Origin of the sequence: Aphanizomenon sp. UHCC 0183, from assembly GCF_009712065.1 — a bacterium.
GTDB lineage: Bacteria > Cyanobacteriota > Cyanobacteriia > Cyanobacteriales > Nostocaceae > Dolichospermum > Dolichospermum heterosporum.
The window spans coordinates 1-15,439 of the sequence record NZ_VILC01000042.1 but is presented as its reverse complement, the minus strand read 5'-3'; the positions used below and the strand labels follow the sequence as shown (position 1 = coordinate 15,439).

The window sequence follows — 15,439 nt, the reverse complement described above, 5'->3', positions numbered from 1 at the left end:
TCTATTAAGTTAACAATTTTCAATTTGTCTCTAAACCTGTGGCATTACAAGAAGTAGTATTAGAAATACGTTTTCCCCCTATAGAGGATTACGCTATTTTTGCTGGCGCAATGTCAGTGTCTCACAAAGTAAACTTTCCACTCACGCAAAAATTAGAGCCTCCTGGATTGCCTGAGTTTGTACCAATATCAGGTATTGTTCGTCATCGCTTTTCTGGTCAAGATCAGTCCAAATTATTTCAAATAGGATCTGATGTTATTAGTGTCAATTATCTACAATATACAAATTTTAGTGATTTTATAGACGATATAAAAGAAATTTTGTCTTCTGCACAAACGCACGGAGCTAAAATCAGCTATGCTTACAGAATAGGGCTTCGTTATATTAATAGTTTTAATAAAATAGCCGATCCTTTTGAGTTTTTGAATCTTTCCTCTCCCTTTACTAACAAAAGTTTTGATATTACAGAATTTATACAAGTAAGGAAAGTAGATAAAGTTGAAACCGGATTATTTCTAGATATAAATGTACAATTTAATTCCAATGATCATGGCTTAATCCTAGATTTAAACTCTTTTTATCAGAATGACAAAAATATTGAACAACCAGAGGAGCAATGGAGTATAGAAAAATTAATTGATTGGATATCAAAAGCACATGAGCTTATTAAAGAGAACTTTAAAACTTTAGTTCCTCAGTTAGAAGAAGGGGTAAAACCATGAACGTTTCTTTAACTATGAATTCGTCAACTTATCCTGTGGAAGATTATTCTGTATATAAAACAGGTAGCAGCCATAATTTTAAAATTTTGGAGCAGTGTTTGACTCCATTATTTCTCGTTGCGACAGTGGCAACTTCATCAACAACAATGCCTATCCGTAGTCTAATATTTGATTCGGCTGTTTCAGTTGAAGACAATATTCAAATTCCGCAAATTTATCAAAAAACGATAACCAAGCAGGAAGCTATTGTCATGTTTACTACAAAATGGCAAGAAAGGAGTATGTCTCTTAGCTATGAAGACTCCAAATTATGGAAAGAGATACTTGCATCACAATCAGAGCAAGGATTTCCGGATTTTTAAGTAATGGGTGGAATTCAACTAGATGGTTTAATCCAATATTTACAAAAAGCTTTCCCTGTCTATCCAGATGGAAATACTGCCGATGCCAGGCTCGCTCTAGAACAATTTGGTACTCAAAATAGCAGTATTCAGGTTTTATGCGATCCAGTTAAACAATGGTCACAGGGAGACATACTTAATATAATTCCATTCTTAAATTTCACTAAAGATGGAAAGGTGTCTAATTTTCAAGCACCGGCAATGATAATAACTAGCACCTGTGATTTAGATAGGAAAGAAAAGATAGTTGTATGCCCTTGTTTCCCTCTGGAAAATTTTAAACCATTAAATTCTTATTCAGAAATTCCTAAAAACAATGTTTTTGAATTTTTCTTCATTGGAAGTGGTTTAACAGGCGGAGAATGGGTTGTGGATTTAAGTCATCCTATGACGTTGTTGAGGGAGAGAGTCTCCAAGCGAATACAGGAAGGAAATATTATTCGCCTACATTCTCTTACACAAGTCGGCTGGTATCTTTTTATTACTAAATTTTCCATGAAATATTTTCGTCCTGATGATCCCCCAACAATGCAAGAACGACAAAATCTTTGAGTGATTACCTTGTGTTTAGTATTTTTTTGCTCTTCGGTACTTACTATGCTAAATCATTTTGTCAAACCATAAAATCCTTACCATATAAGGATTTTATGTTAATTCATCGGTGAATTTGACATAAATTTGGCATCAAAAACAATGAAACCCTTTATTTATAAGGGTTATGGGGTAAATAAACTCATATTTGGCATAACAGGTACGGAAGAACCATAATTTGATTCTGTGGGTAGAGGTTTAACGCTGCTGAACCTCATTAATTAACAGGCTTATGACTCTCAGCTAAAGTGCAGCCTGATAAAGAAATGGTAAATGGTATGATGACGTTACTCAACTTCCAGTCTTAATCGTCTGTATTTTTCTTTTCTGCTATTCTCAATTTAGCAGAACGGGAACGGGGGTTTTCTTTAATTTCTTCTTCTGTGGCAATTATGGGTTTTTTTGTCAATATTCGCAAGGAGGGGGAATTTCTCAAACCATGTTTCACTGGTCTGTCTTCTAAACTGTGAAAACTGATAATAGCTATTCTTCCCCCAGGAATTAGTGCGTGAGGTGCTTTTTCTATTAAGGTTTCTAGGACTTTTAACTCGTCGTTAACAGCAATTCGCAAAGCTTGAAAAACACGGGTTGCGGGGTGAATTCTCCCATGACGATATTTAGGAGGGACGGAGTAGGCGATCGCATTTGCCAGTTCTGTAGTAGTATTAAATGGGCGTTTTTCAACTATTCTTCTGGCTATTCTGCGAGAAAGTCTCTCTTCACCGTATTTAAAGAAAATATCCGCCAATTCTTTTTCACCCCATTCATTGATAATATCTCCAGCGGTGAGGGATTGTTGCTGGTTCATTCGCATATCTAAATTTGCGGGATTTCTAAAACTAAAACCCCGTTCTGGGTTATCTAAATGATAGGAACTTACTCCCAAATCGGCTAAAATTCCATGATAGGTATTTTCTGGAAATTGGTAATTAGCAAAGTTGCTATGAATAAATTTGACTCTATTTCCAAATTCTGCTAGATTCTCTTTTGCTGCATTTAAAGCATCTTTATCTTGGTCAACTGCGGTAATTTTTACATCTTCAGCAGTTGCTAATATTAACCGACTGTGACCACCACCACCAACGGTTAAATCTAAATAATGTCCACCAGGTTGGATATTCAAACCTGTAATCACTTCTTGACTGAGAACAGGAATATGAGAAAATGTAACTTCTTCTAAATCTGGTGATGTTTGTAAATCTGGTTGCATTATAAAATTATGGCTAATAGAAATTAAACATGGTTTATTCTTTTTCCCATCGATCATCAATAGGTGGATGCCAGCCTGCTGTTAACCAAAGTTGACGAGAATTTATAATAAACCCATCATCATGATTTTGATCATTAAAATCAAAACGACTACAAGTTGCACGACCTATAGAAGTTCTTCCAATAATATTTAACCCATTTTTTGTCCATATAAAATGCTCTGACCAATTTTGATTTCTAGGATTAAATAACGGAACTTCTGTTTGTGTTTCTGGATCAATCCCATTTCTAAAATTATACCGCCTTTGATTACAACGATGACAAGCTAAAGCTAAATTATTGAGATCATCTGATCCTCCTAAAGATTGGGGAATAATATGATCAATGGTAAATGGTGTTGCATTTGAGCGTTCTGGTGAATGACAATATTCACACAAATATTTTGCCCTTTTACGGACATTTAAACGAACAGAATTATTAATAACCACAATTAAGAAGCGAGTTTAGCGTTGATAAAACTGAAAATTTTTTCTAATTCCAACAAACCAGATAATTCTGCTTGTTCATCTGGATTAAGTAAATTTTCTTTATTTTTTTCTAATAGTTCCTCTAAACGAATCTGTAACTCTTCAGTAAAGGAAAAAGGACGAAATTGATCTGAAAGATTCAGGTTTATTCCATTTGGTAGCCAAGATGAGGGTTGTTTCATTAATTCTTTCATGGATATCTCCTTAATTGACAATTTTGGTTAACTAAGTTTAGATAATACTTTTGGTTTATTAAAATGTAACTGCTTTTTGCTTTTCAATGACAGGATTAAAATCAATTTCTTTCCAATCTTTAAATAATTCAGAAATTTGTTCAGGTGTTGTAAAATTATCTGTGAAATATTCAAATTTGCCAAAATTAAGATTGAGAAAAAAACTCAAAAAACTACAATGATCTTTTGCACCAAAACCAAGTAGACAATCAACACGCAAATTATCTATACTTGTTCCATATTCATGAATAATATCACAGATTTTTTCAATTTTACTAGAATATTTATGACATAATTCTAATAATTCAAAAGGATTTTTACCAATTTCACAAAATAACTCTATTGCTTGATAGGTTGAATTGGTAGGACGATATTTAAAATCAATTAATGATTCACAAATATCTAAGGCTTCTAAAAATTTTTGTTCAGATGTTGTGTTCATTTTTGCTTATCTCCTTTAGTTATCATTAAAGACCAAGGGTATTCATCTTGAGCTATTTTATGAGTATCTAATTGATTCACACCTTGATTAATTACCAAATCTGATTCAAGAATTTCATGCTTTAGTAAAACCTCATCACTATCAATTTCTCCTCCTAGTGTCATTCTTTCCCAACTTTGAGCCATACGCAAATCAGGGATAAATTGATATTGTAACACTCCATCACCAAAAGCATACTGTTTAGCTCGTTCAATATCCTCAAAACTTAATTGATACCGATTGGCTATTTTGAGAATATCGTCTTTTGATTCTATAATTCTATCATAAGCTTTCATAGCTTCTTTGAGATATTTTTTCTCATATTGATTAAGATATGACCATCTATCAGCAAGAGAATTTTTATGATTAGGTTGATTGTTGTTAGATGCTGGAATATTAGACAATTTCTTAACGAATATTTATGACTTAAATTAAAAATCCTTTCTCGATTTCATTCTAATGGAAAACCACCATATTTTTCAATTATTTGATCAATATCTTCCATAATCTTAATAGTCTCCGATATTATAGAAATAATATTTTGATAATGACTAATTTCATCAAAATTCAATTGTCTCCCTTTTCTATCTTTAAGCCATTTTTGACAAACTTGATAACCCCCAATGTAAAAATTCCAGATTTGCTGCGGAACTTGATCAAAATACTGTTCGGAATTTATCCAAATTTGTTGATGATTTTCATTATATTTGACTTGTTCGACAAGATCAGAACCAGGAAGAGGATAAGTAGAAATTTCTGTTCCTGTTTGTTTCATTAAATGGTATTTAACTAATTTATCACCTTTGGTAACTAACTCCCAAAAAAGTGCAGAATTAGGAGTTAAAGGAACACGGGGAAAATCAATCTTTAAAAATTCGGCGTAACGTTGACGGTAAATAGGAGAATGAAAGATAGCGTAAATGTAATTAAAAATATCCTCTGGTCTAAGTAGGTTGGTGTTGAAAATTGTCGTTATGGCAAGGCAAAAGGCAAGAGGCAAGAGGCAAGAGTGAAGAGGGTTTGGGCGATTTTACATTTCTTTACACAGTTTGGTTTTATTGTGTTCACCTACTTAAAGGTTTTAGTTTTATCTGATTTTCCATCAAACATAAATTCTAAATCTAGTTTTTGGGAAAATTCAGAAATAAATTCTGGGGATAAATTCGGTTTACGTCCTCCAGGTGCATTGGTTGGTATAGAATCAAATAAAGTTGGGGTATTTGTTGGGTAAAGATAGAGAGGGAAAATATTAACTCCACCCCTTCTAAAAATATTAGTATCAATAGGTTGATTAGAAACTGATACCAAAGACCAGATAGGATCATTTACAGCAATTCCTTGACGACCTAAACCTAAACATAAATTATCTTTTCTAAAAACATGATCAAGTAATTCTCGTCTCGGTCTATCCATTATTAGATCACTATAATAGCAGTAACGCCAATCAAAAGGGCGATATAAACAACTAATTATTTTATCTTCCCATTGATTATCTAAGCGAATCAATTGACGGACTTTATCTAATCGCAAATCTTGATGATCGTGAATATTATATTTATTGCTATAGTCTTCATTAGATAAATTAGTTTCTCGCAATTCTCTAAATTTTTGAGTAATGCTTTCCTCCTCAAAATCAATAGCAAAATGATCTCTATGGGTTTTTATACCAGCAGCATTCACTAGCATGATATCAATAACTTTCCACATCTAAATCAGGTCCAGCTATTTGTCCAAAAATACTTCTTAAAAAAGGGTTAGTTTTCGGTAATTTAAAAGCTGCTGTTTCCCGTGAAAAAGTATGAGGATTATCAGTATTACACCGCGCTGCAAATAACCCATAACAAATAGTTTGGGCGTACATATCCGCAAATTGCTCAACTGTCAAATCCTTAATTAATACTCTTTGAAATGATTCTAACTGCTGATGTAACATTCCCCCATTATCTACATCATGTAAAGCCTTTTTAATAGCATCTCTCATTAATTGGGCTAAACTAGCCATGCGTTTAGCTAAATCCTTTGGTGTGGTAACTTGGGGAACTTTAGCTAATAAAAATTGCCGTAAAAGTTGGTCAACTTCCTGTATTCCTTCCTTATCAACTTTGATTTTTTTATTTTTATCAATAGTTCCTAAAGAAGCAGATAGTTTTAATTCTCCTTGGACATACCAACGAAACTGTAAATAATCAGTTAAAATCAAATTACTCAAAGCCTGAAAATAACGCCCCATTTGAGCAGTTTTTTCCACATTATTGAGAGAAACACCAATATCTTTAGCTTCAATATGACCAACATCTAAAACACCATTCTTTACCACAAAATCCGGCGCACCGCAAGCGATTCTTTTCGGTTCATTAATAGCTTGAATACCAGAATCCAAAGAATCTATTAACTTCTTCAAAGCCGGACGATAACTATGTTCAGTAGCATTTTGACCTTGATAAACTTGATTAACTTCCTGAAAATAAACTTGCAAATAATTCATAACTAAATCACACCCCTGAAAAAACTCTGCTTCTCCTTCTCTGCGCCTCTGCGTGAGCTAAAATTTAACTATAGATATTAATTAGAGTAATTATAAATTAAATCTATCTTGCCACGAAGACAAAATCAGCAAAATCACCAAGCCATTGATACAATTATAGTTTAGTCATCTGCACCGGGAAGATTTTTCCCATTCCCACAACCCCAGGTACATGAAAAAAATCCAGATTCTCAATCCCTTATATATCAGGCTTACCTATAATAATTGAAGAAGCTGCACAAAATAAAACATCAAGTACAAAACCGACTCTGCTATTCTCTCTCCAACGTCACCTGTAGAGATAACCTAGAAATTATCCCTATAAGCTAAATTTTGGCAGACAATAACAATCGTGGCAGGTTAATCTTAGCGGGTCAATTTACAACATCCACAACGGGAGAACAGCAAAATCTATGAGTAGAATCGAAACCCGCACTGAACCGATGGTGCTAAATATGGGACCCCATCACCCATCAATGCACGGAGTCCTACGTTTAATCATGACCCTAGATGGTGAAGATGTCGTTGACTGCGAACCGGTTATTGGCTATCTACACCGGGGAATGGAGAAAATTGCCGAAAACCGTTCTACAATCATGTATGTCCCCTATGTCAGCCGTTGGGACTACGCTGCGGGGATGTTTAATGAAGCGGTGACAGTTAACGCACCAGAAAAATTAGCGGGTATCACTGTTCCTAAACGTGCCAGCTATATTCGCGTGATTATGCTGGAATTAAACCGCATTGCGAACCACCTATTATGGTTTGGTCCATTCTTGGCTGACGTAGGCGCACAAACACCCTTTTTCTACCAATTCCGGGAACGGGAAATGATTTATGATCTGTGGGAAGCTGCAACTGGCTACCGCATGGTTAATCATAATTATTTCCGGGTTGGTGGAGTGGCTGCGGATTTACCCTATGGTTGGGTAGATAAGTGTTTAGATTTCTGTGACTACTTTATTCCCAAAGTGGATGAATATGAACGCTTAGTTACTAATAACCCGATTTTCCGCCGCCGGATTGAGGGTTTGGGAACTATTAGCCGTGAAGAAGCGATTAACTGGGGACTTTCTGGACCAATGTTACGGGCTTCTGGGGTAAAATGGGATTTACGAAAAGTTGACCACTACGAATGTTACGATGATTTCGATTGGGATGTTCAGTGGGAAACTGTTGGTGATTGTCTTGCCCGTTACATGGTACGGATGCGAGAAATGCGCGAGTCTGTTAAAATAGTTCGGCAAGCGATCGCTGGATTACCCGGTGGACCCTACGAAAACCTAGAAGCCAAGCGGTTAATGGCTGGGAAAAAATCCGAGTGGGATGCTTTTGATTACCAATTCGTTGCTAAAAAAGTTTCTCCTACTTTCAAAGTTCCCAAGGGTGAAATCTACTCCCGTGTCGAAAGTGGTAAGGGAGAATTAGGAATTTATTTAGTAGGTGATAATAATGTTTTCCCCTGGCGCTGGAAAATCCGCGCCGCAGATTTCAACAACCTACAAATTCTACCTCATTTACTCCGAGGAATGAAAGTAGCAGATATTGTTGTTATTCTCGGTAGTATTGACGTAATTATGGGTTCTGTTGATAGATAATCAATCTTGATACTCCAGGACAAGGACTTCAATGTGTATCTTCTGGAATTCTTGTAGAGACGTTCCATGGAACGTCTCTACATTACCTGCCACCTAAGTAGTGAGACAAAATTAGTTACACAATGTAATTGCGTAAGCGTTGCGTGGCGTTAGCCATATGGAACGAAGTGAAATGAATCAATCGCAAGGGTTGTGATTGCTTCCCTTCCCTCGCAATGACTGTAAATATTTTTGTCCAATTACTTAATGTCTAATTGGCTATGAATTTTCAATTTTTAATTGTTGAAGGTGGGGTTTGATTTTGGAATAAAGGGCGCACAATTAAATACCCAGCGGCAAAACCAGTTATCATAATGAATATAATGGTTATTGCAAGCCACCAACCATTCAAGCCTTTACCATCAGACTTAGATTGGAGATAGTAGCTAACTTTTTGTTCTTCTATAAATACTGTTTCTGATACTGGTAAGTTTATATTCATCCTTGGCGTAGTAGACTCCTGATGACGGTTTTCAGAAGGGGTAGGTTTTGTTGATGTTTTTGGTCGGGGACGATTTGTTGGCTGACGCGGAGATTCTGCGGTAATAGTTGGTTTAGATATGTGTTTTACCTCCTGATGATAATGAGGTGTCGGCTGAGGCTGAGGTGGGTAATTAACTTCATGATCAGATAGAGATGGTGCAGGAGAACTGGGTGATGGTGTACTAACTAGCTTTTGCAGTTCTAAGCAAGACTGAATCACTTTAGTAATTTCTTGCCGCAGTTGTTGATTTTCTTGGACTAATTTCTGATTATGACTGGTAATGACATCCAATTTAGATTGGACTGCTTGTAACTCCGCTGTCAACTCTCGATAAACGCAGAGGGGAACAGAAGGGGGGTAGCTATTAGGTAGTTGGGTATAGTGAGATCCTGTAGTTGTTTTCATGGAATTTTTAGTATCAAAATACGGTAGTTAGAGTAAGGGTACACAAAACCAGAATATAATTATTTATGAGATTATGCCCAAAAATAATAGAAAAATGCACAAAAGGCAAAGATGGGGAAAAATATCAGGAGTCGAGAATGAAAAAAGAAGCAAGAAGGGTTAAATAATTAAAACTACCAGTATATTAACTGATTTTATGTAATTAATACAACGCTTAATAAATAAATAAATTTATTTGATCAATAATGGGAAAAAGTGTCCCACTGGTCCTTGTCCTTTGCCAATAGCCAAGGAATAGGTAAGGGCATTTGTCACATATTCCTTGGCTATTTGCACTGATGTCCATAGGTCTTTACCTAAAGCTAGGTTAGCAGCGATCGCCGCTGATAGAGTACAACCTGTACCATGAGTATTTTTTGTCTCTACCTGTTTCGTTGTCAAAATCTCCAATTGTTCCCCATCAAACCAAACATCAACACCCCGCAAACTTCCAGACATTCCCCCACCCTTGACTAAAACAGCCTTGACTCCTAATTCCCTGTGGATAATTTCCGCTGCTGCTTGCATATCTGCTAAAGAAGTAATTTCTAACCCGCTTAAAATCTGCGCTTCATAACGATTTGGAGTAATAATAGCTGCTAAGGGAATTAGAGTATTCCGCAGGGTTTGTATGGCATCATCATCAATTAATTGCGCTCCTGTGCGTGATACCATCACAGGATCAACCACTAGATTCTCAATTTTATAAGCTGTTATTTGCTGGGCTACAGCCAAAATAATTTCTTGATTGAGCAACATTCCCGTTTTTGCAGCCTGTACGCCAATGTCCTCTACAACCGCCTGAATTTGAGCAATAATAGACTGGGGAGCGATCGCATCAACCCTACTAACTCCCACAGTATTTTGGGCTGTAATGCAGGTAATAGCACTTGTTCCGTGAACACAGTGAAAAGCAAAAGTCCGTAAATCAGTTTGAATTCCTGCACCCCCACCACTATCAGAACCAGCAATAGTTAAAGCCACAGGAACGAAAGTTTTGTTTATTGTCATAATAGAGTTTAATAGCAAATCGTCAAGTCTGTAGGGGCGCAGGGTCTGCGCCCTCGATTATATTACATATATAGCAATTCCCATGCAAGTGAGGTACAAGAAGTCAGAATTAAACGCAGATAAACGCAGATGAACACAGATAATTTTGTCCCTCATTAGACTAGGAAACGCTATAATTGCATCCTAGTGACAACGGCTATATCCTAAAATTTAGTCTGCTCAAAAATCATTACCAGATTAACCTTTACTTGGCATTTAGTTTCTCTAGTTGATTAACTCGAATTGTCAACTTATTAATTTTCTGATTTAATTCAACCACCAAAGTAGCTAAATTCTTAAACATCTTTTCCTGTTGTAACTGTGATAAATTCTGTCTTGCATTAGGAGAAGATTGAGGACTATTAGCAACAGGTGATTGATTATTTTTACTAACCATTAACTCAAGTTGTTGTAAGCGTAATTGCAAACTCCTAACATCAGACTCTAAATTATTAACGCGAAAATCAACTTGCTGCGGTAAAGCAGAACTTAATAAAACACTACTCCAAAAAACAAACACACACATCCCAGTTACTAACCATCTTTTTAAGATCATATTATCAATTACTTAAATAAAAAATAAAAATTGTAGGTTGGGTTGACAAAGGAAACCCAACAAAATTGCTAATTAATCAATTTCTATTTATCAGCTTGCAAAGAAGAAAATAGATTTTTCCAATCTAGATTATTAGCAATTATTTCACTCTCCTTAACTTCAAAAGTGAGATAACTTGCTTTTGGTTCTTTAATTGCTCTAACACAAATTTCCGCAACATCATCACGGCTAACTTTTCCTTTAATATTATCACCTTGCTCAAAAATTAACTCCTTCCCTCCTGCTGCTTCCGTCAAAGCACAAGGTCTAATAATTGTATAGGGAATACCACTTGCTTTCAGACTTTCTTCTCCTCGCAACTTCCAAGTTAAAATTCCTCCCAATTGGTCATTTAATCTCACTGCTGGTGGTTCTTCATCTAAATTAATTCCTGGTCTTCCAGGACGAGTTACCCCAGCAGAACTGATTAATACAAATTGAGGTAAAGTTTCCCCCCCATAAGCTTGAATGGAAGCAACTTCCAGCGCGAACCCCCCCGGATTAAATGCAGGATTTAAAGCACCATCATATTCAAACTTACTCAACATTAATTGCACAGAACAAACTTTGCTAATGTCCATTGGTGGACAGTCTTTAACAATTTTGGCACGAAATACGGGAACTAAATCTGTAAAAGGAATCTGAATATCTAGCCAAGTATTAGCAACAGTATCAAAAGAATAGCTATAACCAACACCATCCCAAGTTGACTCTGTGCGGATAAATATTTTATAACGTTGTCCATCACCTTTAACCCGCAATTTCACACCTTGATAGCCAGATAAATCCAGCAAAGGTGAAAAATTCTTAGTTCTCACCGAAGCAAACCCCCCAGAATTAGCAGTAGAAACATTACCTGTAAATACTGCTGTATTTTCCCTAATTTGGAAACTACTAGCACTAACACCCCCCATAACTACATCATCTAAAGCACCCCAGATATTTTTGATTTCATCTGATGGTTTCGTAAAATCAAATATCGGTTTTTCACCCGCAGCAACCAGATATTTTGCGGCCGCTGTTACTAAATTTTTCACACCTTGATATTCAACATTTTCTGGTGTATCCCCGACAATTTCCGGCAGATAAAATTTCACACCTTGATTATATTTTGCTCTATCGGGTGTATCTCCCTCCACAGGTTGAACACGCACTGACGTACAACAAATTACAGCTTGAATATTAGCCATAACTAAATTTGTCAAAGTCTCTGGTTTGGTAATATCTCCAACTACCAAATTAATATCATCACCCAGAACTTGCCGCGCTTTTTCAATATCTCGAACTAAACAGCGCACATTATAACCCTGTGTTATTAATTTCTTAACAACTCGTTTACCCACACCACCCGTTGCACCAGCTACCAGAATTACAGCCATATTTCCTCCTTGTTTTGGTCTATCTTGATAATCTGTGGAACTACCTGGAAATAATTTTTGAATCCAATTAAGAATCGGAAATACTTCAAAGTAAGTTAGGGTTTTAATAAACCTGCATAAATCCCATTGAGAGCGGTTGTTATTATTCATAGTTACGATTTAAACATGGTATTTTAGTGTTATTGTATCAATTTTTCGTAGATTTAGATCCCCGACTTCTCAAAGAAGTCGGGGATCTGGATAGCCAGATTACTATTTTTTGGTATAATGCTCATACAATATGATAATTGCCGTGATGAGTCAATTTGCCAACGCCCAAGCTGAATATGAGAACTTTCCTGAAGAATTTACCAGCATTATTATTAGTACGGTAAATACCCAAGGCATCCCTAATGCTAGTTATGCTCCTTTTGTGATGGATGATGACAAGAACATCTATATTTATGTGAGTGGACTAGCTACTCATACGCAAAATATTCAAAATCATCCTTTTGTGAGTGTTCTATTTATTGATGACGAAATTAAAACTAAACAGATTTTTGCTCGGCGGCGGTTAAACTTTGATTGTACCGCAAATTTGATAGAAAGGGAAACTGAAAAATGGCAGCAAATTGTTGATAAATTTCAGCTTCGGTTTGGAGAACTGATTTCTACATTACGCAGTTTACCAGATTTTCGGATTTTGCAACTGACACCGAATAGCGGACGGTTTGTAATTGGGTTTGGGGCTGCGTATAATATTAGTAATGATAATATAAATCAACTTGTACAAATTACCAAGGATTCACTTTCATAATTATGCTGAAATTTCAACCTCCGGGTTTTGGTAGTAAATTCATTCATACATCTTTGGGGGCAATGGTTTATTATACCCAAATTAGCACTCCTTGGGAAAATACCAAAAATCAAGATTTACCACCATTATTGTTTCTACATAACTTTGGTGGTGGTGCGTCTGCTTATGAATGGTCAAAAATTTACCCTGCTTATGCCTCAACATATCGAATTTTAGCCCCGGATTTAATTGGCTGGGGAAAATCTGCTCACCCCGTGAGAGATTATCAAATTGAAGATTATTTAACGACGATTCTTGAGTTTATTTCGCAAACTTGTGATCAACCTGTAACCGTCATAGCATCTTCTTTAACTGCGGCTTTTACTATTCGTCTGGCTGTTACTTATCCCGATTTATTCAACGCTTTATTTTTAGTTTGTCCTGCGGGTTTTAATGATTTTGGAGAAGGTGCTGGGAGAAGATTACCACTTTCTTTAATTAATACACCGTTAGTAGATAATTTAATTTATGCTTTAGGTGCAGAAAATGAAATTGCAGTGAGAAACTTTTTACAGAGTTTTCTATTTGCTAAACCGGAAAGAGTGACACAGGAAATGGTGTCAGCTTATTTAAGTTCTGCACAAAAATATCAAGCTAAGTTTGCAGCTTTGTCTTTTTTACGGGGAAATTTGTATTTTGATTTGAGTTTATATATTCAACAACTTCAAGTTCCCACTGTGATGTTGTGGGGCGAAAATGCCCAATTTACAAATATGCAATTAGGACGACGGTTAGCAAATTTAAATACTGAGGCAATTCAGGGTTTTCATGAAATACCCGATACGGGAATTCTGCCTCATTTAGAAATACCAGCAGTTGTGATAGGAATTTTGCAAAAATACAACAAAACTGGAAAATTAGAAATCTAAAGGACTAAAATTATCTGTGTTCATCTGCGTTTATCTGCGTTTAATTCTGACTTCTTGTCCGCAAAAGGTTTACACCATCAAGAAAGTTGTAATATAGAAAAAGTAACATAGCTCTTCACTCACCACAACCAATGACATCAACTCTGCTGAAATTTCCACGCCTTAATGCACCTACGCTGCACTATTTACCCAACGGTTTGACGATTATCGCCGAACAAATGCCGATAGACGCGGTTAATCTTAACCTCTGGGTAAAAACCGGTTCTGCAATGGAGTCAGATGCTATTAATGGTATGGCTCACTTTTTAGAACACATGATTTTTAAGGGTACGCAGAAACTCATTAGTGGTGAATTTGAACGCCGGATTGAAGAACGCGGTGCGGTGACTAATGCTGCTACTAGCCAAGATTACACCCACTATTACACCACAACTGCGCCTAAAGATTTTGCCGAATTAGCTCCTTTGCAAATAGATGTTGTTTGTAATCCGAGTATTCCTGATGATGCTTTTGAACGGGAACGATTAGTAGTTTTAGAAGAAATTAGACGTTCTGAAGATAATCCTAGACGACGAATTTATCGTCATGTCATGGAAACTGCTTTTGATTCCTTACCTTATCGTCGTCCTGTACTGGGACCTGAATCTGTTATTTCTCAAGTTAAACCGCAACAAATGCGAGATTTTCATGCTCATTGGTATCAACCTCAGTCAATTACAGCAGTTGCTGTGGGTAATTTACCAGTAGAAGAATTAGTAGAAATTATTGCGGCAGAATTTAATAAAAATTATCAACAAACTACCAATAAACTAACACAAACAGCAGTCATTCCTGAACCTGCATTTACAGAAATAGTCCGTCGGGAAGTTGTTGATGAAACTCTCCAACAAGCAAGATTAGTGATGATGTGGCGAGTTCCGGGATTGATGGAGTTAGATGAAACTTATGCCCTTGATGTGGTAGCGGGTATTTTAGGACATGGGAGAACATCTAGATTAGTGCAAGATCTACGGGAAGAACAGGGATTGGTATCTTCAATTTCTGTGAGTAATATGAATAATTTATTGCAAGGTGTGTTTTCGATTTCTGCTAAATGTGATGTAGAAAATTTAGTGGCTGTGGAAGCAGGAATTATTCAACATCTTCGCAGATTACAAACAGAATTTGTCAAAGAATCAGAAATTGCCCGTGTTCAACAACGAGTAGCTAATCGGTTTATATTTGGAAATGAAACACCAAGCGATCGCGCTGGGTTGTATGGTTATTATCAGTCATTGATTGGTGACTTAGAACCAGCCTTTAATTACCCCCAATATATTCAAGCCCAAGCAGCCACTGATTTAATCCAAGCTACAAAAGATTATCTGTCCCCAGATGCTTATGGTGTCGTTGTCATCAAGCCTGTTTAGATTTGACTTAAACCTCATCGAAGATAAACATCGTAGATTAGTTGTTAAA

Annotated in this window: 19 protein-coding genes; 7 read left to right on the top strand and 12 right to left on the bottom strand. The window is 36.2% G+C overall.

Annotated elements, in window-relative coordinates; all coding sequences use genetic code 11:
• The first annotated feature begins 38 nt into the window (after nt 1–38).
• Genes FJR37_RS15390 through FJR37_RS15380 form a run of 3 tightly spaced genes read left to right on the top strand, consistent with a single transcriptional unit; the run spans nt 39 to nt 1,675 of the window.
• Entirely contained in the window at nt 39–722 is a 684-nt protein-coding gene (locus FJR37_RS15390) for a TIGR04255 family protein (protein ID WP_027401463.1), read from the top strand.
• Nucleotides 719–1,084, top strand: a complete 366-nt coding sequence (locus FJR37_RS15385; RefSeq protein ID WP_168466433.1) for a hypothetical protein — start codon at nt 719–721, stop codon at nt 1,082–1,084. The genes FJR37_RS15390 and FJR37_RS15385 overlap by 4 nt, the downstream gene beginning before the upstream one ends.
• Nucleotides 1,085–1,087: 3 nt before the next feature.
• Nucleotides 1,088–1,675 carry a hypothetical protein gene (locus FJR37_RS15380; RefSeq protein WP_027401461.1) on the top strand — a complete coding sequence of 196 codons (588 nt, stop codon included), beginning with the start codon at nt 1,088–1,090 and terminating at the stop codon, nt 1,673–1,675.
• Nucleotides 1,676–2,018: 343 nt separating this feature from the next.
• Here the strand turns inward: FJR37_RS15380 and rsmH are convergent, their stop codons facing one another.
• From rsmH to FJR37_RS26520, 8 genes are all read right to left on the bottom strand, one after another.
• Nucleotides 2,019–2,924, bottom strand: coding sequence for a 16S rRNA (cytosine(1402)-N(4))-methyltransferase RsmH (rsmH, locus tag FJR37_RS15375; protein ID WP_168466432.1), 906 nt, complete (start codon nt 2,922–2,924; stop codon nt 2,019–2,021).
• A 34-nt stretch (nt 2,925–2,958) separates the two neighbouring features.
• Complete coding sequence (locus FJR37_RS15370) at nt 2,959–3,411, bottom strand: HNH endonuclease (RefSeq protein WP_168466431.1); 453 nt, start codon at nt 3,409–3,411, stop codon at nt 2,959–2,961.
• A 2-nt stretch (nt 3,412–3,413) separates the two neighbouring features.
• Nucleotides 3,414–3,644 (bottom strand): hypothetical protein, encoded by a 231-nt coding sequence (locus tag FJR37_RS15365; protein WP_168466430.1) that lies wholly within the window; start codon nt 3,642–3,644, stop codon nt 3,414–3,416.
• Nucleotides 3,645–3,702: 58 nt separating this feature from the next.
• A complete protein-coding gene (locus FJR37_RS15360; RefSeq protein WP_168466429.1) occupies nt 3,703–4,125 on the bottom strand; it encodes a hypothetical protein in 423 nt (140 codons plus the stop codon).
• The gene (locus FJR37_RS15355; protein WP_168466428.1) at nt 4,122–4,568 is read right to left on the bottom strand and encodes a hypothetical protein; all 447 of its coding nucleotides are present in this window, start codon (nt 4,566–4,568) and stop codon (nt 4,122–4,124) included. The genes FJR37_RS15360 and FJR37_RS15355 overlap by 4 nt, the downstream gene beginning before the upstream one ends.
• 47 nt (nt 4,569–4,615) lie before the next feature.
• Nucleotides 4,616–5,164, bottom strand: coding sequence for a type ISP restriction/modification enzyme (locus FJR37_RS15350; protein ID WP_254434588.1), 549 nt, complete (start codon nt 5,162–5,164; stop codon nt 4,616–4,618).
• A gap of 68 nt (nt 5,165–5,232) precedes the next feature.
• Entirely contained in the window at nt 5,233–5,871 is a 639-nt protein-coding gene (locus FJR37_RS26525) for a type ISP restriction/modification enzyme (protein ID WP_217355289.1), read from the bottom strand.
• Nucleotides 5,855–6,649, bottom strand: a complete 795-nt coding sequence (locus tag FJR37_RS26520) for a hypothetical protein (RefSeq protein ID WP_217355288.1) — start codon at nt 6,647–6,649, stop codon at nt 5,855–5,857. Before FJR37_RS26520 ends, FJR37_RS26525 begins: the two co-directional genes overlap by 17 nt.
• 452 nt (nt 6,650–7,101) lie before the next feature.
• Here FJR37_RS26520 and FJR37_RS15340 point away from each other — a divergent pair, with 452 nt between their 5' ends.
• Complete coding sequence (locus tag FJR37_RS15340) at nt 7,102–8,286, top strand: NAD(P)H-quinone oxidoreductase subunit H (RefSeq protein WP_053538882.1); 1,185 nt, start codon at nt 7,102–7,104, stop codon at nt 8,284–8,286.
• Between the two features lie 268 nt (nt 8,287–8,554).
• Here the strand turns inward: FJR37_RS15340 and FJR37_RS15335 are convergent, their stop codons facing one another.
• From FJR37_RS15335 to FJR37_RS15320, 4 genes are all read right to left on the bottom strand, one after another.
• Nucleotides 8,555–9,214 (bottom strand): hypothetical protein, encoded by a 660-nt coding sequence (locus FJR37_RS15335; RefSeq protein WP_168466427.1) that lies wholly within the window; start codon nt 9,212–9,214, stop codon nt 8,555–8,557.
• Nucleotides 9,215–9,445: 231 nt separating this feature from the next.
• Nucleotides 9,446–10,264 carry a bifunctional hydroxymethylpyrimidine kinase/phosphomethylpyrimidine kinase gene (gene thiD, locus FJR37_RS15330; protein ID WP_168466426.1) on the bottom strand — a complete coding sequence of 273 codons (819 nt, stop codon included), beginning with the start codon at nt 10,262–10,264 and terminating at the stop codon, nt 9,446–9,448.
• Nucleotides 10,265–10,508: 244 nt separating this feature from the next.
• Nucleotides 10,509–10,859: a hypothetical protein gene (locus tag FJR37_RS15325; RefSeq protein ID WP_217355287.1), complete on the bottom strand. Its 351-nt coding sequence runs from the start codon at nt 10,857–10,859 to the stop codon at nt 10,509–10,511.
• An 83-nt stretch (nt 10,860–10,942) separates the two neighbouring features.
• A complete protein-coding gene (locus FJR37_RS15320) occupies nt 10,943–12,427 on the bottom strand; it encodes a CIA30 family protein (protein ID WP_168466425.1) in 1,485 nt (494 codons plus the stop codon).
• A 145-nt stretch (nt 12,428–12,572) separates the two neighbouring features.
• Here FJR37_RS15320 and FJR37_RS15315 point away from each other — a divergent pair, with 145 nt between their 5' ends.
• The 3 genes from FJR37_RS15315 to FJR37_RS15305 all read left to right on the top strand — a co-directional run bounded on the left by FJR37_RS15315 (nt 12,573) and on the right by FJR37_RS15305 (nt 15,390).
• A complete protein-coding gene (locus FJR37_RS15315) occupies nt 12,573–13,073 on the top strand; it encodes a HugZ family protein (protein WP_168466446.1) in 501 nt (166 codons plus the stop codon).
• Between the two features lie 2 nt (nt 13,074–13,075).
• Nucleotides 13,076–13,981 (top strand): alpha/beta fold hydrolase, encoded by a 906-nt coding sequence (locus tag FJR37_RS15310; protein WP_168466424.1) that lies wholly within the window; start codon nt 13,076–13,078, stop codon nt 13,979–13,981.
• A 131-nt stretch (nt 13,982–14,112) separates the two neighbouring features.
• Nucleotides 14,113–15,390: a pitrilysin family protein gene (locus tag FJR37_RS15305; RefSeq protein WP_168466423.1), complete on the top strand. Its 1,278-nt coding sequence runs from the start codon at nt 14,113–14,115 to the stop codon at nt 15,388–15,390.
• Nucleotides 15,391–15,439: the final 49 nt, after the last annotated feature.